The organism is Stenotrophomonas sp. SMYL89 (assembly GCF_036319985.1).
GTDB lineage: Bacteria > Pseudomonadota > Gammaproteobacteria > Xanthomonadales > Xanthomonadaceae > Stenotrophomonas > Stenotrophomonas maltophilia_Q.
This window is the reverse complement of sequence record NZ_JAWIRW010000001.1, coordinates 243925-263376: the sequence shown is the minus strand read 5'-3', so window position 1 is coordinate 263376 and position 19452 is coordinate 243925. Positions and strand designations below refer to the sequence as shown.

The 19452-nt window shown below is 66.4% G+C and carries 19 protein-coding genes; 17 read left to right on the top strand and 2 right to left on the bottom strand.

Annotated elements, in window-relative coordinates:
* The 3 genes from V3B41_RS01240 (at nt 1) to V3B41_RS01230 (ending at nt 2800) form a co-directional block, all read left to right on the top strand.
* A complete protein-coding gene (locus V3B41_RS01240; RefSeq protein ID WP_197633118.1) occupies nt 1–885 on the top strand; it encodes a biotin/lipoyl-binding protein in 885 nt (294 codons plus the stop codon).
* Nucleotides 882–2318, top strand: a complete 1437-nt coding sequence (locus V3B41_RS01235) for an efflux transporter outer membrane subunit (RefSeq protein WP_329859716.1) — start codon at nt 882–884, stop codon at nt 2316–2318. Before V3B41_RS01240 ends, V3B41_RS01235 begins: the two co-directional genes overlap by 4 nt.
* Before the next feature lie 134 nt (nt 2319–2452).
* Nucleotides 2453–2800: an RcnB family protein gene (locus tag V3B41_RS01230; protein WP_049426764.1), complete on the top strand. Its 348-nt coding sequence runs from the start codon at nt 2453–2455 to the stop codon at nt 2798–2800.
* A gap of 384 nt (nt 2801–3184) precedes the next feature.
* On the opposite strand, the gene V3B41_RS01225 is transcribed toward V3B41_RS01230, so the two are convergent.
* The gene (locus tag V3B41_RS01225; RefSeq protein WP_197633115.1) at nt 3185–3508 is read right to left on the bottom strand and encodes a hypothetical protein; all 324 of its coding nucleotides are present in this window, start codon (nt 3506–3508) and stop codon (nt 3185–3187) included.
* A 156-nt stretch (nt 3509–3664) separates the two neighbouring features.
* On the opposite strand from V3B41_RS01225, the gene V3B41_RS01220 reads away from it, so the two are divergent.
* From V3B41_RS01220 to V3B41_RS01190, 7 genes are all read left to right on the top strand, one after another.
* Entirely contained in the window at nt 3665–4258 is a 594-nt protein-coding gene (locus V3B41_RS01220) for a hypothetical protein (protein ID WP_238378697.1), read from the top strand.
* 115 nt (nt 4259–4373) lie between these two features.
* Nucleotides 4374–4742 (top strand): hypothetical protein, encoded by a 369-nt coding sequence (locus V3B41_RS01215; RefSeq protein ID WP_329859712.1) that lies wholly within the window; start codon nt 4374–4376, stop codon nt 4740–4742.
* A gap of 35 nt (nt 4743–4777) precedes the next feature.
* The gene (locus tag V3B41_RS01210) at nt 4778–5308 is read left to right on the top strand and encodes a nuclear transport factor 2 family protein (protein WP_197633114.1); all 531 of its coding nucleotides are present in this window, start codon (nt 4778–4780) and stop codon (nt 5306–5308) included.
* Between the two features lie 118 nt (nt 5309–5426).
* On the top strand, nt 5427–6101 hold the full coding sequence (locus V3B41_RS01205) for a response regulator transcription factor (RefSeq protein WP_329859709.1): 675 nt from the start codon (nt 5427–5429) through the stop codon (nt 6099–6101).
* The gene (locus V3B41_RS01200) at nt 6098–7330 is read left to right on the top strand and encodes a HAMP domain-containing sensor histidine kinase (protein ID WP_197650719.1); all 1233 of its coding nucleotides are present in this window, start codon (nt 6098–6100) and stop codon (nt 7328–7330) included. Before V3B41_RS01205 ends, V3B41_RS01200 begins: the two co-directional genes overlap by 4 nt.
* A 59-nt stretch (nt 7331–7389) precedes the next feature.
* Nucleotides 7390–7776, top strand: coding sequence for a diacylglycerol kinase (locus V3B41_RS01195; protein ID WP_049428003.1), 387 nt, complete (start codon nt 7390–7392; stop codon nt 7774–7776).
* 73 nt (nt 7777–7849) lie between these two features.
* Nucleotides 7850–9661 (top strand): phosphoethanolamine--lipid A transferase, encoded by a 1812-nt coding sequence (locus V3B41_RS01190; protein ID WP_329859705.1) that lies wholly within the window; start codon nt 7850–7852, stop codon nt 9659–9661.
* Here V3B41_RS01190 and V3B41_RS01185 read toward each other — a convergent pair.
* Nucleotides 9565–10485: a M14 family metallocarboxypeptidase gene (locus V3B41_RS01185; protein ID WP_049428008.1), complete on the bottom strand. Its 921-nt coding sequence runs from the start codon at nt 10483–10485 to the stop codon at nt 9565–9567. The two genes, V3B41_RS01190 and V3B41_RS01185, sit on opposite strands and share 97 nt — an antisense overlap.
* Before the next feature lie 146 nt (nt 10486–10631).
* Here V3B41_RS01185 and V3B41_RS01180 point away from each other — a divergent pair, with 146 nt between their 5' ends.
* From V3B41_RS01180 to V3B41_RS01150, 7 genes are all read left to right on the top strand, one after another.
* The gene (locus tag V3B41_RS01180; protein WP_049428010.1) at nt 10632–11285 is read left to right on the top strand and encodes a DUF3348 family protein; all 654 of its coding nucleotides are present in this window, start codon (nt 10632–10634) and stop codon (nt 11283–11285) included.
* Nucleotides 11286–11295: 10 nt separating this feature from the next.
* The gene (locus tag V3B41_RS01175; protein WP_197650722.1) at nt 11296–13560 is read left to right on the top strand and encodes a DUF802 domain-containing protein; all 2265 of its coding nucleotides are present in this window, start codon (nt 11296–11298) and stop codon (nt 13558–13560) included.
* Nucleotides 13557–14195, top strand: coding sequence for an OmpA family protein (locus V3B41_RS01170; RefSeq protein ID WP_005409939.1), 639 nt, complete (start codon nt 13557–13559; stop codon nt 14193–14195). Before V3B41_RS01175 ends, V3B41_RS01170 begins: the two co-directional genes overlap by 4 nt.
* Nucleotides 14185–14562 carry a DUF2894 domain-containing protein gene (locus tag V3B41_RS01165; protein WP_049428469.1) on the top strand — a complete coding sequence of 126 codons (378 nt, stop codon included), beginning with the start codon at nt 14185–14187 and terminating at the stop codon, nt 14560–14562. Before V3B41_RS01170 ends, V3B41_RS01165 begins: the two co-directional genes overlap by 11 nt.
* 280 nt (nt 14563–14842) lie before the next feature.
* Nucleotides 14843–15307, top strand: a complete 465-nt coding sequence (locus V3B41_RS01160; RefSeq protein WP_219632098.1) for a YrhA family protein — start codon at nt 14843–14845, stop codon at nt 15305–15307.
* A gap of 266 nt (nt 15308–15573) precedes the next feature.
* Nucleotides 15574–17892 carry a TonB-dependent receptor gene (locus V3B41_RS01155; protein ID WP_329859699.1) on the top strand — a complete coding sequence of 773 codons (2319 nt, stop codon included), beginning with the start codon at nt 15574–15576 and terminating at the stop codon, nt 17890–17892.
* Nucleotides 17893–17913: 21 nt separating this feature from the next.
* Nucleotides 17914–19374, top strand: a complete 1461-nt coding sequence (locus V3B41_RS01150; RefSeq protein WP_329859697.1) for an esterase-like activity of phytase family protein — start codon at nt 17914–17916, stop codon at nt 19372–19374.
* The last annotated feature ends 78 nt before the right edge of the window (nt 19375–19452 follow it).

Genomic DNA, 19452 nt, shown 5'->3' with positions numbered 1-19452 from the left:
ATGAAACACCTGCTTGCTGTCATCGGCCGCTGGAGCGCAACACTGGCCGTGTGTGCGCTTGCCGCGACTGCCGCGCTCTCCCTCTGGAATCGTTACGAAATGCGCCCTTGGACGCGGGATGGGCGGGTGCGCGCCGATGTGGTTCGCGTTGCGTCGGACATGGGGGGACTGGTGACCCGGGTGCTGGTGCACGACAACCAGCGGGTCAGCGCCGGAGAGTTGCTGCTGGTGCTGGATCAGCCACGCTTCGCTGCCGCGCTTGAGAAGGCCGACGCAGCGGTCAGCAGCGCACATGCCACGCTGGCGCTGGCCCGTCGCGAATCGACGCGGGACAACGCACTGGGCAACCTGGTCGCGTCGGAAACGCGCGAACGCAATGCCGCCAAGGTCGATACCGAGCTGGCCACCCTGGCGCAGGCACGGGCCGAACAGCGCGTCGCCCAGCTCAACGTGCAACGCACCGAGGTGCGCGCGACCACCGATGGCATCGTCACCAACCTGGACCTGCATGCGGGCGACTACCTGCAACCGGGCGCGCAGGCGCTGGCGTTGATCGACACCCGCAGCCTGCGCATCGAGGGCTACTTCGAGGAAACCAAACTGGGCTGCATCACCGAGGGCGATGCCGCCGTGGCCCAGCTGATGGGCGACACCCGCGACGTCCGCGGACACGTGGACACCATCGCCGCCGGCATTGCCGACGATCAGCGCTCAAGCACGCACAATCTGCTGCCGGCCGTGGCGCCAACCTATACCTGGGTCAGGCTGGCACAGCGCATCCCGGTACGCATCCGCATCGATGATGCGCCGTCGGATACCCGCCTGATCGTGGGTCGCACTGCGAGTGTGACCATCACGCCCTCGGCGCCGGGAGCCTGCAAGTGAGCGTGCGAACACTACGCGGTGGGCTGCTTGCCCTGCTGCTCCCCATGACGGCCTGCGTATCCGGCCCCGACTATCACCTGCCTGCGAATGCGTTCGCGGCCTCCCCCCAGGCGGCGCGGGCGTTCGTCTCGGGCCAGGAAGCACCGTTCAGCCGCGACGCGCCACCGGATCGATGGTGGCAACTGTATGGCGACCCCCAGCTTGACGCCTACGTACGCGAAGCACTGGCGGCCAATACCGACCTGCGCGCCGCCGATGCCAACCTTCGGCGCGCCAGCGCAACCGTGGCCGAGTACCGCGCGCGCAGTTCCGTGCAGGCCGACGTGGATGCATCGGGCGCGCTCACCCATGCCGGTGGTTACACCCAGGCGTCGGCTGCACCGCAATCCTATGCGCTGGGCCTTCACCTCTCCTATCCGCTGGATCTAGCAGGCGGCATCCGCCGCGGCATCGAAGCCGCCAATGCGGACGCGGAGGCCGTCGCTGCGGCACGGGACCAGGTCCGCGTGGTCGTCGCTGCTGCCGTCACCCGTGCCTATCTCCAGATCTGCACAAGCAATCACACGCTCGCTGCGACCCGGCAGGTGCTGGCGATACAGCGCGCCACGCTGGAGGCAACCCGTCGCTTGGCTGCGGGCGGGCGCGGAACGGACTTCGATGTCAGCCGTGCCGGAGCCGCAGTCAACCGGAGCGCGGCGGGGATACCGCACCTGCTGGCGGAACGCCAGGCCGCACTGTTCGAACTGGCCGCCCTGATGGGCAGGGTCCCGGCAGACTATCCCAGGGAGGCGGAAACCTGCCCCCAGCCCCCTGAGCTGCAGCAGGCGCTGCCGATCGGTGACGGCTGGCAGCTGCTCCAGCGGCGCCCCGACATACGTGCTGCGGAACGTAGCCTTGCGGCGGCCACGGCGATGATCGGCGTGGAGACCGCAGACCTTTATCCGCGGGTCACCCTGGGCGCCTCTTCGGGCGTGGCTGGCACGCCGGCGCATCTACTGTCGGCCAACAGCTTTGGTGCGAACATCGGTCCCGTGCTGTCATGGCACTGGCCCAACCGCCGCATGGCCAAGGCCCGCATCGCAGCGGCCGGTGCCAATGCAGATGCCGCTCTTGCTTCCTTTGACGGCGCGGTGCTGCAGGCACTGCGCCAGACCGAGACTGCGCTTTCTGCCTGCACGCAGGAGCTTGAACGCGAGCGCAGCCTGGCGCAGGCGCGTGGGGACGCAGCGCGGGCCGCGGGGCAGGCGCAGCAGCTCTACCGTTTCGGCAGGATCGATTTTCTCGATGTGCTTTCGGCTCAGGCCGCACTGGCAGATGCGGAGTCCGCATTGGCCGCATCGCGCGCGGACCGGGTCGATCGCCAGATGGATCTGTTCCTGTCACTGGGCGGCGGTTGGGGCGCATTGGGTCCGGCCCCGGACGGAGCCCGTTGATCCGTTCCGGGGCGGCGACTGCACGTCACGCCGTGTGTTCAGGAAAGTGCCGCGCACACCCGTATTCATTCACGCTCTCCGCCCTATATTCCCACCACAGCGCCGCATGCTGCGGCCATGACGGAGGCACATCCATGAAGACCACACGTTTGTTTGCCATCGCCTTGACCACCGCTACCGCGTTGGCTGCGGCCCCCGCCTTCGCCGATCCGCCGCACCACGCCCGCGGCAACGGCCCGCCGCCGCATGCAGGCGGCCCGCACAACCGTGATGCGCCGCCGCCGGGCTGGCAGAAGAAGGCCTGGCGTCGTGGGGACCGCCTGCCTTGGGCCGAAGTGGACCGCCGCTACTGGGTGGACGACTACGCGCGCTATGACCTGCGCGAGCCGGGCCGCGACCGGCGCTGGGTGCGCCAGTCCGATAGCGAGTACCTGCTGGTGGAGATCGCCACCGGGTTGATCATTGACGCGCTGCATCGCTGAAGCGACCTGCAGCGTCCCACACTGAGCTATTTACCTCGGTGCAGACACCTTACGACAGGGGTCGCCCCGGTCGGCGGTGTTTGCGCCCACGGCGCCCCGCCTGCCTCCGTGGCCGCCCGCCATGCATGCCCTCCCGCAGTGCGGTACGCCCGCACATCAGCGCTGTGGCAAATAACCCCATCGCCACCAGTATTTCGAATCCCCGATCACCAAAGAGCAGGCGGATGGAGACCTCCAGTGAGCACAGCCTGCCGCAGCGCAGGCCCTGCCCGTCGAAGCCATAGATGAGCACCAGTATGCCCATCAACGTGCACCACGCCATCAGGGCCAGGCTTGCGATAAATATGAAAGGACGGTGGATGCGCATGCGCTCGTCGCGGTCTTCTACGGTGATGTCCAGCGCGACGCTGCGAGCACGCGATCGGAAGCATCCAGCTCTACCGACCAGGCTTCGGTATCCAGGCCCAGCCGGTTCTCATACCACCATCGCTGCGCACAGCGACCACTGCATCCACTGCTCGCATAGCGCGCAAAGGGAACACCGGCCTGCTCCACCACGTCAGGTTGCCCCAGCGCCCGCAGTACCTCGGCCCTGCTCGCCCCGACCGGGACCGAGGCAAGCGCGTGGGAATGCCACGCCGAGATCGCCGAGCAACCGGCCACGTACGCCAAGAACAGGCCGGCAAGCCCCCACATCAGTGTCCTCATTGACAGATCCCCTCCTGCGCCGCGCGCCCGCGCATCATCCTCGCAGACCTTCCTCAACGTCAAACCGGCCTGTTGCGGCGCCCGTCATCCGTGCTAGCGTGCGCCGTCAAACTCGCCATGAGGTGCAGGATGCGCAATGGAATGGGACGGAATCTGGTGATCGCCTGCATGGCCCTCGCTGTTGCCCCAGCGGCGGCAACAGCGACCGCAACGCCGGGCGATCGTGGGCAGGATTTCGTGCAGACACAGGCGATCGCAGTGCGCTGCCAGAAGACTCTACCCGGCCTGAAACTGCAGTTGCAGGAGGGCCGTCAGCACTGGCTATCGACACTCGACGCCGCGCAACTGCAGGCCGCCGAGGTCTATGCCAGCAGCAAGGAAGGCAAGACTCTGGGAAAGAGTGTGGAGCGGGATGCCTCCCGCGCCTTCGGTCGCAATCCCCTGTCCGCCGCAGCGACCTGCGTTGGCCTGCTCGCCGAGTACGGCCCGGCCCATCCGCTGCCTGCCGGCACGGCAATGCCGGCCGACCGGGTACAGCACTACATGCTGCACTTCGCGCCGATGGCGCTGGCCCGGCTGCAGTGCGCGCGCCTGGAGGGCATCGACGTGGAAGCCCAGCCCGATGGCTCGGAGACCTGGCAGTACCGCGCCTGCGGCCGGACCGAATCCGTTCGCATGGCCCCGCTCGGACAGGGCTGGTCGATGAGCGATGCGGACCGCAATCGCCTGTTCGACGCGCTGACCCGATAGCTCAATGGCAGCCCATGCCAGCATGAACACGAGCGTTACAGCCGTTGCCAGGAACGGGATGAGAAGCACTCTTGCACTGGCAGTCTGCACGATGCTCAGCGCCTGCAGCCTGGTGATGGACAGTTCGTTCGACACCCAGCAGCAGGCCATCGACGCCGACATGGTGAACAAGGGATGGATTCCCGATTGGGTGCCCCACGAAGCGACCGACCTGCGCGAAGTGCACGACCTCGACTCAAACACCAGCGCGCTGGCCTTCGCCAAGCCCCCTGCGATACCACTGCAGCTTCCTGCGGATTGCCAGGCGACCACATTCAACAACAGTAATCCTGTTGCATTCAATCGACACTGGTGGCCTGGCAACGCGACGCTCAGTGCGTCGTACCGCGTCTTTCGCTGCGCACCTGAATCCGGAAAATCGGTCTTCGTCGCCATCAACAGGACCGAAGACCGCGTGCTCTTCTGGCGAACCTACGCACGGTGATGCGCCCGCACCGCCGCCCCTCTTCTCAGGAACCCATGATGCCCAACGCACGCGCACGCTTCACTGCCCTCGCCCTGTTGCTTCCGGCGTGCCTGTCGGCCTATGCCGCACAGAACGCCACCGCCGACGTCAAGGCCATCGAACAGGTGGTCGAATCGTTCCGCACCTCGCTGATCAACAAGGACAAGCCGACCTACATGGGCCTGTTCTTCTCGGACAAGCCGGAAGACATCGGCTGGCAGTATGTTTCCGAGGACGCGCGCCTGCAGGACATCCGCAAGGCCAAGCCCGATGCGATCAAGGCTCGGCAGATTCCCACCAACAACTTCATCGCGCTGATCGACGGAGCGGTGGCTTCGCCCAAGCCAAAAGAAGAGACATTCTCCAACACCAAGATCGAGACGGATGGCGACGTGGCCTCGGTGTCGTTCGACTACAGCTTCAACGACGATGGGGTGAAGACCAACTGGGGCAAGGAAATGTGGCAGCTGATCCGCACCGAACAGGGCTGGAAGATCTTTTCGGTGATCTATTCGATCCGCGACTCACGCAGCCCGGCCGATTGAACGTCGCTTGAGGGCGGTGAGTGCCGATTGCCGATTGCCGATTGCGATCCATTCAGCCAGGGCATTGGCATCCGGCGAGAGATCGGGCAGAGTTCGGCCACGCGCAAGGACGCACGCCATGACCCGCCTGCTGATCATCGAAGACAACCCCGAGCTGGTTGCCAATCTGTACGCCTTCTTCGAGCCGCTGGGCTACGTGCTGGACGATGCCCGCGACGGTGCCAGCGGCCTGCGCCGGGCCACGCAGAATGATTACGACGCCATCCTGCTGGACCTGATGCTGCCGCGTCTGGATGGCATGGCCCTGTGCAGGAAGCTGCGCCAGGAGTTCCAGAATCCGGTTCCGATCCTGATGCTGACCGCGCGCGACCCGGTCGAAGACCGCGTTCAGGGCCTGGAAATGGGTGCGGACGACTACCTGGTCAAGCCGTTCTCGCTGAAGGAGCTGGATGCACGGATCAGGGCCCTGGTGCGAAGGGCCGAGGGCCGCCAGGTCCAGAGCGTGCTCGCCTGGAAGGACCTGCAGGTGGATACCCGATCACCGCGGGCTTGGCGGCAAGGCCGCTGCATTGCGCTGACGCCCACGTCGCACAAGCTGCTGATGTGCCTGGTTCGCGCGGCGCCCGCAGTGGTCCGCAAGCAGGAGATGGAATACCTGGTCTGGGGCGACGAGCCACCGGACAGCGGGGCATTGCGGACCCACATCCACGAACTCCGCCTGCAGGTGGACCGCAGCTTCGACAGCGCGCTGATCACTACGGTGCACAGCGTCGGCTGGCGCATGCAGGCGTGACCCCGGCAGGCCTCTACCGCCGCCTGACCCTTCGCACCCGCATCACGATTTCGTTCGTGCTGCTGATGGCCGGAGCAATGGGCTTCATCGTGCTGGCCGAACAAGTCGACTACGACCAGGTCCGTGCCGTCGTCGTTGCACGCACCCAGGCCAGCGAAGTACACCGCCTGCAGGACGAACTGGCTCGTGGCCAACGCCCCGCCCTGCCGTCTGGCAGCGCACTGTACGATGCCCGCAACGTGCCTGTGGTGCTGCGCCAGTATGGCCTGGGTTACCATGGCGAACAGGCGCCCAACGAGTGGCACCTGCGCGTGTTCGATAGTGGCGGCCAACGTTACTACCTGCTGCAGGACGCAGCGCACTATGCCTATCTGGAACATCTGATCAATGCCTTTGCGGCACTGGTCATTTCGATCTGCGTGCTCGGCGCCTTCCTGATCGGCCGGAAGGTAGCGACGCACGTCATCGCGCCCATCACGCGATTGGCGGACGCGGTGCAGGACGGCCAGAAGCCCTTTCCCTACCAGAACGCGCGCGACGAGATCGGTGTACTCGCCCGCGCCTTCGCCCGACACAGTGACGAGCTCGAACGGTTCCTGCATCGCGAACAGTGCTTCAGCGGCGATGCCAGCCACGAGCTGCGCACGCCGCTGGCGATCATCGGCGGTGCTGCGGAGACGCTCGCCTGCCAGCTTCCGGCCGACAGCCACCTGGTTCCCAGCGCGCAGCGCATCCTGCGCACCACCCAGGAGATGCAGCGCCAGCTGACCTGCCTGCTGCTGCTCTCACGCGCACCCAGTACCGTGCCGCGCAACAAGGTGGCCCTGCGTCCGCTGATCGAATCCTGCATGGAGCGCTGCCGGCCCTGGATTTCCGGAAAGCCGGTAATCGTTGCGCTTGATGCCCGGCATGACGCCGAGCTGGACACCAACGCGGATCTGGCGCACAGCGTGATCTGGAACCTGCTGCGCAACGCCTGCCAGTACACCGAAAACGGCGAAGTGCGGATCACCCTCCACGACACTGCACTCATCGTCGCTGACACCGGACCCGGGCTGCCCTCCAGCATCGATCCACGGCAGTTCCAGCGCTTCGTGCCCGGCAGCCCGCACAGTGGCGAGGGACTGGGGCTGTCCATCGTGCAGCGCATCGTCGAGCACCTCGGTTGGAGGATGACGGTGTGTTCCTCGCAGCAGGGCTGCCGGTTCAGCCTGGAGTGGCCCATCTGACGGTTTCCTGACGCGCGCGTGCACATGCTGGGGATTGCTCACTTCACGGCGGAAACGGCATGCAGCACCCCAAGGACAGCGGCAAGTACCCGCACGGCAAGACCGGCCTGAGCCGCATCTTCCATACCCTCATCCATTCGCGCGATGGTTTCATCGCCACCTTCCGCGGCGAAGCTGCCTTTCGTCAGCTGCTGCTTCTGCACGCGCTGTTGATCATTGCAGCGTTCGCGCTGGACATCAGCAAGCTCGAACGGGCGCTGGTGCTGGCGGTCTGCTTCATCAGCCTGCTGGTGGAACTGCTCAACTCGGCGATCGAAGCGGTGGTCGATCGCATCTCGCTGGAACAGCATCCGCTGTCCAAGAACGCCAAGGACATGGGCAGCGCCGCGCAGACCACCGCACTGTTGATGGTGGGCGCGGTGTGGGGCGTCATCCTGCTGGGCTAGCCCGGCAAGGCTGACAACTTCCTGATAGGGCCGTTTCGATACTGCGCGCACTCCTGTTCCGCGGAACCTGCTCGTGCGCCAATGCCTCCGTTTTCCACGGCCCCATCCGATCATTCTGGTCTGGGCTGCCGCACTGTTCTTCACCACGATCGGGAACATCGCCCTCTGGAAGTCGCTGTGGGGACTGATCGACCTCAACAGCCTGCGCAGTGCGTTGTTCCTGGCCAGCCTGCCGCTGGTGCTGTTCTGCCTGTTCAACCTGATGCTGACGCCGCTGCTGGCGCTGCCGTTCGTGCGCAGGCCGCTGCTGGTGCTGCTCCTTGTCATCAGCGCCGCCTGCAGCTACTTCATGCTTCACTACAACGTGCTGATCGACCGCAGCATGGTGCAGAACGTGTTCGAGACCAACCAGGCCGAGCTGAACGCCTATCTGTCGCTGCCACTGCTGTTGACCCTGCTGGCGCTGGGCGTGCTGCCCGCGACCGGGCTGGTCCTGATGCGCACCGCCAGCGGGGTGGGCTCGATACGTTCGCTGCTGGTGTGGCCAGTCAACGTCCTGGTATCCATGATGGTGCTGCTGGCGATCGGCTTTGCGTTCTACAAGGACTATTCGTCATTGCTTCGCAACAACCGCTACATCCGCGACCAGGTGCTGCCGTTGAACGTGGTGCGGCATACCCACGGTTATCTGAAGAGCCTCTACAGCACCCGCCAGCAACCGCTGCGCGCGATCGGCATGGACGCACGGCGAATACCAGGCCCGCGCCCGAAGCTGGTGATCCTGGTCGTCGGCGAGACCGCGCGCTCACAGAACTTCCAGCTCAACGGCTACCCACGCGCGACCAATCCCCGGCTCTCGCGCAAGGAAGGCGTCATCAGCTTCAATGATGTCTCCTCATGCGGAACCGCAACGGCGATCTCGGTGCCGTGCATGTTCTCGCAGATGACCCGCAGCCAGTACGACGATGTACGCGCAGCAACCGAGGAAAACGTGCTCGACATCCTGCAGCGCACCGGCGTCAGCGTGCTCTGGCGCAACAACAACAATGGCGGCTGCAAGGGCGTGTGCGAACGCGTGCCAACTGAAGACATGCCCGTGCTGAAGGTGGCCGGCCAATGCGTCAACGCCGACGGCACCTGCTACGACGAGGTGCTGCTGCATCAGCTCGGAACACGCATTGGCGCCATGAACGGTGACGCCCTGGTCGTGCTGCACCAGCTCGGCAGTCATGGGCCGACCTACTTTGAACGGTATCCCGCAGCGTCGCGGGCTTTCAGCCCGACCTGCGACAGCAACCAGATCCAGCATTGCAGCAACGAGGCGCTGGTCAACACCTATGACAACACCCTGGTCCACACCGACCACCTGCTGGGCAAGGCCATCGACCTGCTGCAGGGCTATGCGGACCAGCGTGATGTCGCACTGATCTATGTGTCCGACCATGGCGAGTCGCTGGGCGAACGCGGGATGTACCTGCACGGCACGCCCTACTTCATCGCCCCGCGCGAGCAGACCCAGGTGCCGATGGTGATGTGGTTTTCACCGGACTTCGGCCGCAACGCAGGCCTGGACCTGGCCTGCCTGCACCAGAATGCCCTGCACCGGGCGCACAGCCACGACAACCTCTTCCACTCGCTGCTGGGCCTGTTCGGAGTCAACAGCACGGTGTACCGGCGCGATCTGGATGTGTTCGCCGGATGCCGCGCCTCGCCTTCGCCATCGATGGCCACCTCGCCGGCCAAAGAACGGCGCCGGCTGATGCCGGTCGCTGCCCGGAACGTGGCGCGTTACTGCGCCGCCAGGGCGAAATCCAGGCCCGCGCACACCGCCGCCACCTGGGCGTCGTTGCATTCCTGCGGGCTGGTGCGCGGGCTGTCCGGGTAGACCTCAGTGGTGGTGGCAAAGCGTGCGTCGGTGAAGCCGGCGCAGGCGCCGATCGAACGCGACTCACCCCAGACCACGCCCGGCGACTGCAGCGGGAGGCCGACCAGGTTGCCCTCGGCGTCTGCCGGGGCGATATGGGTGACCGGGGCGACGGCGGTGATCAATGCCTTCTGGAACTCGGCCTGCGGATCTTCACTGTTGCCGATCACGTAGAAGCCATCCGGGATGGTGTCGCGCTCGAACGGCTTGCCGTCGCGGGCACAACGCGCCGGATCGAACTCGTGCAGGTCGCTGTCGGTGGTCTCGTGCAGGTCCAGGTGCACCAGCAGGTTCGGCTTGCGCTCGGCCACCCAGGCCATCAGGGCGGCGGCTTCCACGATCTGGCCGCCGTCACGGAAGCTGCGGTTGGGGTCGATGGCGTCCGGGTTCCAGCGCTGGATGCGCTCGTAGCCCCACGGGCTGACGCACGGCGCCACGATCAGGTTCAGCCGGCCCAGGTAACGCTCGGCCTGCTGTTCCAGGAACTGCAGGGCGCCGTGCACGCCGCTGGTCTCGTAGCCATGCACGCCGCCGGTGATCAGCGCGGTCGGCAGCGCCGGGTTCCAGTCGTGGTTGACCACGGCGAACAGCGGGTAATGGTCCGGCGCATAGTCCAGCTGGCCGTACTGGATCACATCGAAGCTGTCGTCCAGGCGCTCGAGCGCGGCCACCACGTCGTCGTGGTAGCTGCGCTGGCGCTGCTGGCGGGCCCGCCACTGTGCGCGTTCCGCGTCGCCCCAGGGCTGGCCGGGGGTGCCGATCGGGTAGAACTGCGCAACAGTCATTGGGGAACTCCAGGGGTCGAACGGATGGGTGCAGCCGGACATTCTAAGCCCTGTCGCGCCTGCGGGTGCCCTCCCCCCGGACCCGCCTTCATCCAGGCCGGGTCATCTGGTTGTAAAATCAACGGTTTTTGGCCCCTCACCCCTTGATGGCGAACGCAGCGCAGCCGGTCCTGGGTGGACCGGAGTTCCTCCGCCTGCTCGCCCGTCTCAGCGACGGCGCGATGCCGGCCAGCAGTCCGGCCCTGACCGATCGCCTCGGCCAGTGGGTGGACTGGAGCCGTGCCGTGGCCCTGTCCGGGGCGCTCGGCGGACGCCTGCCCGAACCCGGTGAAGCCGCCGAAGCGGTCGAGGATGTACTGGCCGACTGCACCCAGGCGCACGCCAGCCTGCTCGCCTCGATCAGTGAGGATGCCGAGGCCGAGCGCCTGCTGGACCTGGCCGAAGCCGCCGCCGCCCCCAATTTCGCCTCGCTGCGCCAGCGCTACCGGGTGCTGCAGCAGGCCATCCAGACTGCCACCGGGCGCCTGCGCGGCCGCCTGCGCGACCAGCTGGTGCAGGTTTCACCCGAGCTGGCACGACTGGCCGAGGTCGACGCGGTAATGGAACAGACCCTCACCCCGCGCGAACACAGCCTGCTGGCCACTGCGCCGGCCGTGCTCGGCGCCCGATTTGAACGCGTGCACGGCCAGCCCGGCTGGCGCACGGCCTTCCGCCATGACATGCGCACGCTGCTGCTCGCCGAGCTGCAGCTGCGCTTCCACCCGATCGAAGGGCTGCAAGACGCCCTGCGCTCCCACTGACCGGAACACCATGTCCAGAACTGCTTTCCATGTCGTTGTCTTCCTTGTCGGCCTGCTGGCCGTGTGCTGGATCGGCATTGGCTACGTTTCGGTGCATCCGCTGGGTGCAGCGGTGGCGGCGATCATCGCGGCCTGCTACATCGCCGGTGGCGTGGAGCTGTACCGCTACCGCCAGGCCAGCAACGGCCTGCGCGCCGCACTGAACGACCTGTCCAGCGCGAAGGAAAGCCTCGCCCCCTGGCTGGAGCGCGTGCCGGCAGGCCTGCGCAACGCCGTGCGCCTGCGCGTGGAAGGCGAGCGCATCGCCCTGCCCGCACCGGTGCTGACCCCTTATCTGGTCGGCCTGCTGGTGCTGCTGGGCATGCTCGGTACCCTGCTGGGCATGATGGACACGCTGCGTGGCACCGGACTAGCCCTGCAGAGCGCGACCGACATGGCCGCCATCCGCGGCTCGCTGGCCTCGCCGGTGCAGGGCCTGGCGGTGGCATTCGGTACCTCGATCGCCGGTGTGGCCAGCTCGGCCATGCTCGGCCTGTTGGCCGCCCTGCTGCGCCGCGACCGCCTGCAGGCCGTGCAGCAGCTGGACCGGGCCATTGCAGGCGACCTGCATCCGTACTCGCAGGCCTGGCAGCGTGCCGAGTCGCTGCGCCTGCTGCAGGCACAGTCTGCCGCCCTGCCTGCGCTGGTCGACCGCCTGCAGGCGATGACACAGACCTTTGAACAGCACAGCACGGCCGCCAACGAGCGCCTGCTGGCCGGCCAGGCCGAGTTCCTGACCCAGAGCCAGGCGCTTCAGGAGCGCTTGGCGGTCTCGCTGCAGCAGTCGCTGCGCGAAGGCGCCGAAGCCAGCGCCGCCGCCATCGGCGGTGCGCTGCAGCCGATGGCCGAGACCACGCTGGCTGGCTTGGCCCATCACAGCGAAGCACTGCACGCCCGCGTCGAGCAGGCCGTGCAGCAGCAGCTGGCTGGCCTGAGCGACGGTTTCGAGCGCAGCCGCGTTGCGACCGAAGCCAGCTGGGCCAAGGTGGTGAGTGAACAGAGCCAGGCACAGCAGGCCCTGGTGGACGATCTGCGCCAGCACCTGCAGGCTTTCAGCGATGGCCAGGGCACGCAGGCCGAAGCGCTGGTCGCGCGCATCGGCGAGCGCCTGCAGGTCGATGCCAACGGCAACGCCGAGGCCTGGCGCGCCGCCATCGAGCAGCAGCAGGCTCTGAACAGCGCGCTGGTCGAGCGCCAGCAGCAGGCGCTGCTGGCGGCCGGCCAGCAGCTGGACGAGCATGCGCAGGCATTGCTGCGGGCACTTGAGCAGCGTCACGACGCCAACCAGTCGTTGCTGCAGGACCACGAACAGCAGCGCTCGCAGCAGTGGCAGGCCGCCCAGGCTGCCGCCGCAACCGCACACGCCGAACTGCAGGCCTGCCTGGACACTCGCGAACAGCAGCGCCAGGCGCGCTGGGACGCGGTCGGCGCCGAACTGCAGCAAGCCCACGCCGCGCTGCATGCGCAGCTGCAGGCCGGCGACGAACAGCGCCTGCAGCGCTGGAGCGATGCCTTGCAGCACGTTTCCTCCGACCTGGCCGAGCGCCTGCAGGCCAACGGCGAACGCCTGGCTGCGCAGCAGCAGCAGGTCTGCGACACGCTGGCGGCGACCGCACAGCAGATCGGCGAGAACGGTCGTGCACAGGCCAGCGCCACGCTGGCCGAAGTCTCCACCCTGCTGCAGACCGCTGCCGCCGCACCGAAGGCCGCAGCCGACGTCATCAACGAGCTGCGCAGCACGCTCTCTGAAAGCCTGGTGCGCGACAACGCGATGCTGGAAGAACGCGGCCGCCTGCTGGCCACCGTGCAGACCCTGCTCGATGCGATCAACCATGCTTCGCACGAGCAGCGCACGGCGGTGGACGCGCTGGTCGGCGGCTCGGCCGAGCTGCTGGAACGCGTCGGCAACCGCTTCACCGACCATATCGCCGCCGAGACCGGGAAGCTGGACGGCATCGCCGCAGCGCTCAACGGCAGCGCCGGTGACGTCGGCCAGCTCGCCGGCGCCTTCGGTGAAGCGGTCGCGCAGTTCGGCAGTGCCGCCACCGAGCTTTCCGGCCGCCTGGAACAGATCGGTGGTGCACTGGATGCCTCGCTGGCCCGCAGCGATGAGCAGCTGGCTTACTACGTGGCGCAGGCGCGCGAGGTGGTCGACCTCAGCCTGCTGTCGCAGAAGCAGGTGATGGAAGAACTGCAGCAGCTGGCCACGCGCCGCGGCAAGGCCGGCAGCGCATGAGCGACGAGCTGGAGGTCGATGGCGGCTCACACGCCCCGATCTGGGCCGCCTTCGGCGACCTGATGTCGGTGCTGCTGGGCGCGTTCGTGCTGATCCTGGTCGGCGTGGTCGCCGTGCAGCTGGAGCTGTCGCAGCGGCTGGACCAGGAAGTGAAGCAGCGCCAGGCCGAAGCCAAGCGCCTGCAGACCCTGGAACAGGCACTGGCCGGCCCGTTGGCTGCTGGCCGGGTGACGCTGGTCGATGGCCGCATCGGCATCAGCGGCAGCGTGCTGTTCGCACTGAACTCCGACCAGTTGCAGCCGGAAGGCCAGGAGCTGCTGCGCAGCCTGGCCGCACCGCTGGCCGCTTACCTGGGCAGCCGCGAAGAGATCCTGATGGTCAGCGGCTTCACCGATGACGCGCCGGTGCGCGAAGGCAACCGCCGCTTCGCCGACAACTGGGAGCTTTCCGCGCAGCGCTCGCTGACCGTGACCCGCACCCTGATTGCCGACGGCGTGCCCGCGGACGCCGTGTTCGCCGCCGCCTTCGGCAGCGAGCAGCCGGTCAGTTCCAATGCCAATGAGGAAGGCCGCGCACGCAACCGTCGCGTGGAGATCGCGCCGATTCCCAAGCCCAAGGCCCCGGATGCCAAGTAAGCCGCCAGCGCTGGATGGCCTGCGCGCCCTGGTGCGCGACCTCGATGCGGGGTCGCGCTCGCTGCCGCATTACCCGCAGGTGCCGATGCTGCAGCAGGTGCAGCGCGAATGGTCGGAGCTGCGCAGCGAACTGCAGGTGCGCCGCTCGCTGCGCACTGAAGCCCCCGCCGACGGCGGCCCGCTGAACTCGGCGGTGCTGGTGCAACGGATGCTGGACACGATGCAGGCGACCAGCCCTGGCTACCTGCGCCACTTCATCGACTACGTGGACACGTTGTCATGGCTGCAGGCACTGCAGGATGGCGCCGCCAGCGGCAGTGACACCGCAAAGCCGAAGCGCACGCGCAAACCGCGTAATACGGGTTGATCGCGCGTTGACGCCGCCTTCGTTCGGCGCCCCTGGATACGACACTCCTGTTCCGCGCTCCTGTATACGATGCTCCTGATGCGCGCGCCTGGTAGACGCCAACCTTGGTTGGCGCTTTTCGGTTCCCAGCCGCACTGCTGTCCAATCGACGCCGAGTGCCAACCACGTCATTGATTGGCTACCTTGGCCTGTATGGACCACCTTGCATTGACGTCGGATGGTGAATCCAGCCAATGTCTGGCTGCCTGACTCCCTCACCCGCGAGCTCCAACCTCTGTAGATGCAGCCTTCAGCTGGAACCAGACTTCTTAAACTCCGCGCGAACCTCGATGAGGCCGAGATGTACCTTGGCCCTCCACTCGGACGTTCTGGCATCGAATCACTTCAGAGCTTGGCGCTTTCTACGCTAGGCACCGCCCTGCCAGAGTCTTATCTGGACTTCCTTTCAAGCCACGACGGTCTGGTAACAGAGGGAGTCTTCCTTTACTCGAGCATTCCACGCCCCTATCCCGGTGGCGGGACAGCCCATGCGCTGGTGGAAATGAATCTCCTTGCACGCGACCAGGGATTCATGGACGGCTATGTAGAGCTCGGAGAGAGTGACATGGACTGCTATGTCTTCGAGTTCAGAACCAGCCTGTACCAGGTTCGCGACAAAGTGGCGTTCGACAACGTGTATCACGAATTCGTGTCCTTCGACGGGCTTCTCTCCCACATACTCGATCTGGTCGAACAACACTGCTGACGGCAATCTGGGCGAGAGCTCTTCCAACAGGGTGGCGCAGCATTCATTCGGCGTCGCGCATGCCAACCAAGGTTGGCATCTACCAGTGCATGCGTCGGCATGCCACGCGTGTAGCGGTGTCACCAGACAGTCATCTGTCTAGCGCACCATTTTCACGTTGACCCACGGCGCCCGCAGCGCCTGCAGTCGCATCGCTTGTCTCCCCTTTTCAATTCCATGAGCTCCGCGCCAGCGCGGTGGCTCGTGCCTGCCTGAGTGTCTGCAACATGACGAAGACTTTGTTGGCCGCCGCGCTGTCGATCGCGCTTGCTCCCGCGGCCTGGGCGCAGGATGCTGCCCCGACCTCCCATGGCACGTCCGCCACCACCCTTGATGCGGTCTCGGTGATCGGCAGCGGTGAAGCGCGCCAGGTGCAGCGCATCACCCGCGAGAACCTCGACATCCTGCCGCCGGGTACCAGCCTGCAGAAGACCCTGAACCTGCTGCCGGGCGTCAACGCGCAGTCGGCCGATGCGCTGGGCACCAACGAGCAGTCGATGACGCTCAGCCTGCGTGGCTTCAACTCCACCCGCCTCGGCTACACGCTGGATGGCGTGCCGCTGGGCGATGGCGCGTACAACAACTACAACGGCCTGACCATCAACCGTGCGCTGATCAGCGAGAACATGGCCGGCGCCGAGCTGGCGGTGGGCATCGGCAGCCTCGGCACGCCATCCACCAGCAACCTCGGTGGCACCATCTCGTACACCTCCGACCGCCCGGCCCAGGAACTCGGCGGCCGCGTGGTGCAGACCTTCGGCAGCGATGCCAACCGCCGCACCTTCGTGCGTGTGGACAGCGGCGGGTACAACGGTTTCTCCGGCTATATCTCCGGCATGAATGCCGTCTCCGATCTGTGGAACGACCAGACCGCCTACAACAAATCCACCACCAAGCAGTTCAACGCCAAGGGCGTGTGGAACTTTGGCCGCGGCCAGATCACCGGCTTCGTCGATACCTCGCGCACTACCCAGGCGGACTACTTCTACCTGTCCAAGGACGAGATGTCGCGCGGGCTGGGCTGGGACTGGGGCGGTTACGCGCCGGACTGGAACAAGGCCGTGGCCAAGGCCTACTGCAATACCGCCAGCTTCAATGCGAAGAAGTGCGACAGCAGCGGTCCGGACAAGGATGCCGACGGTGCGTTCACCGCCGGGCAGATCCTGCGCGATGACAACCTGTACTACCTGGCCGGCGATTTCTTCCTGGCCGATGGCTTCAGCCTGCGGGCCCTGGCCTACCACCACGACGACCGCGGCGAAGGCCACAACTGGAACAGCGGCGCCTGGTCGAACAAGGGCACGGCGCAGGAGATTCCGATCATCTTCCGCAACACCATCTACACCATCGACCGCGATGGCGGCACGCTGTCGTTCGACTGGGAACTGGGCGCGCACCGCATCGAAGGCGGCGTCTGGTACGAGCGCAACACCAGCAGCGCCGAGCGCTACCAGACCGCCGTGGACGGCCCGCGCGACCTGAGCGGCATGAACACCCTGCCCTCCGACGTTGGCGTGTTCGCCCAGCGCACGCGCTGGAAGACCCACCAGTTCTTCCTGAAGGACACCTGGCGCCTGCTCGATGATCGCCTGACCCTGGAGTTCGGCGCAAAGAGCCCGCATGCCACCTCCGATGCGCAGGCCCTGCCCGGCGACGCGAAGGCGCCGATCTCGCCGACCTCCAACAACCAGTTCGCCACCGGCTCACTGAAGGCCAGCAAGAACTTCCTGCCCAGCATCGGCGCCAACTTCCGCCTGGCCGAGCATCACGAAGTATTCGCCAGCTACGCCGAGAACATCGCCATGTTCCAGGGCGGCTTCAAGCTGGGCCCGCAGGCAGTCAGCCAGGCCACCTGGAACGCGCAGGGCAACCTGAAGCCGGAAGAATCCCGCTCGCTGGAGGCCGGCTACCGCTTCGTCACCGATACCCTGCAGGCCTCGGTCGCGGCCTACAGCGTGCGCTTCGACAACCGCCTGCTGCAGTACAACCCCTGCGACTCGCGGCAGCCGGTCGGCCCGACCTGCGGCAACCGCTTCTACAACGTGGGCGGCGTCGACAGCCGTGGTGCCGAGCTGACCGTGCTGTGGACCCCGAACGAGCACTTCAGCTGGTACACCTCGGCCTCGCTGAACCGCTCGACCTATGCGTCGAACTACGTGCAGGCCGGCGTCGAGCAGCAGATCAAGGGCAAGATCCAGACCGATACACCCAAGCAGCTGCTGGCCACCGAGATCACCTGGCGCGACAACGGCTGGTTCGCCAGCCTGCGCGGCAAGTACACCGGCGAACGCTTCTACACCTACACCAACGACCAGGGCTTCGGCGGCTTTACCGTGTTCGATCTGGCCGGTGGCTATGACTTCGGCCAGGTCGGCTTCGCCAAGGGCATGCGCGTGTCGTTCAACGTGACCAACTTGACCAACAAGCGCTATGCCAGCAACCTGGATTCGAGCGTGTTCGCCCCGAGCGACCCGGCCGGCAAACTGTACGTGTTCCATGCCTCGGCACCACGCCAGGTGTTCGGTACGATCGACCTTCGCTTCTGATTGACCGCACGGAGTCCACTGATGCTTGCTAGTGCCTTGTTGCTGGCCACCCTCGCGGCCAGCGGATACGCCACCCCGCATGAGGCCAGCGGCACACCGCCGCGCACCCTGCAGCTGGGCGGCCGCACCTATGTGGACAATGGGCTGGTCGCGGCCGGGCGGCTGCCGGCGGGCACGGTGGACTTTCTCGGCGATACGCTGGGCTCGTTCTCGTCGCTGGCGGTGCAGCCCGGCACCTGGAAACGTACCGCCAACGGCTACGAGGGCGTTTTGTGGACCCTGCCCGACCGCGGTCGCAACGATCCCGAAGCCGGCCTGTTCTACGACTACGCCGGCCGCGTGGAGCGCATGCAGCTGCGTATCGACGTTACCCCGGGCAAGCCCGGTGCGCTTGGCACGCTGACGATGGTGCCGGACAAGGGCGTGGTACTGAAGGACTTCAACGGCCAGCCTTTCACCGGCGCCGACCCGGGTGACCACACCCTCATCCAGCGCGACGTGGTGCTGCCCTCGCCCGCCAGCGGCGCCGGTGCGGGCAAGGTCTCGCTGGATGCCGAATCGCTGCAGTTCACCGCCGATGGCCATTTCTACATCGGCGATGAGTACACCGCCAACGTCTATTACTTCGATGCACGGGGCCAGCTGCAGGGCGTGATCATGGCACCGCCGGCGATCCGTCCGCAGCGCGAAGGCAAGCCCGCCTTCGGTTCGCTGGCCCCGCCGCAGACAGGGCGCCGAAACAACCAGGGCGTGGAAGGCATGGGCCTCTCGCCCGACGGCAGCCGCCTGTTTATGGCCCTGCAGAGCGCGACGCTGCAGGACAGCGCGCAGGGCAATGCGGCCGGTCGCATCAACACCCGCGTGCTGGTGTACGACGTGACAACCTCGCCAACGCCACAGCAGCCGATCGGCCATTACGTGATGGCGTTGCCTGCCTATGCACACGACGGCAAGGGCAAGCTGGACCGCACCGCCGCGCAGAGCGAGCTGCGTGCGTTGGACGGCCATCGCTTCCTGCTGCTGGCGCGCGACGGAAACGGGCTGGGCAAGGACGGCGACGACCCGATCGTCTACAAGTCGGTGCTGCTGGTCGATGTGGCCGATGCCGCCAACCTGGCCGAAAGTGCTTATGAAACCGGCACGGCCTCGGTTCTGGCCCACCCGACCGACACCGCGCTGAAGCCGGAGATCATGCCAGCACGCAGCGACGAACTGCTGAACCTGCTGGACCGCCCGCAGCTGGCCCGTGCCGGGCTGGACCTGGACACGAAGCGCGGCCCACATGCCGGACTGCTGTCAGAGAAGTGGGAAGCCATGGACGTGCTGCCGGCGCTGGACCCACGGCACCCGAACGACGTACTGCTGCTGATCGGCAACGACAACGACTTCATCGCCCGCCATTGCCGCATGCAGGGCCAGGCCTGCGACAGCCCCTACGACAACGACAACCGCGTGCTGGTGTACCGCCTCACGCTGCCCTGACCGAGAACCGATGTCACGCTCTCTGTAGAGCCGAGCCCATGCTCGGCTGCTTTTCCTTCAGGCATCCGTATCTCTGAA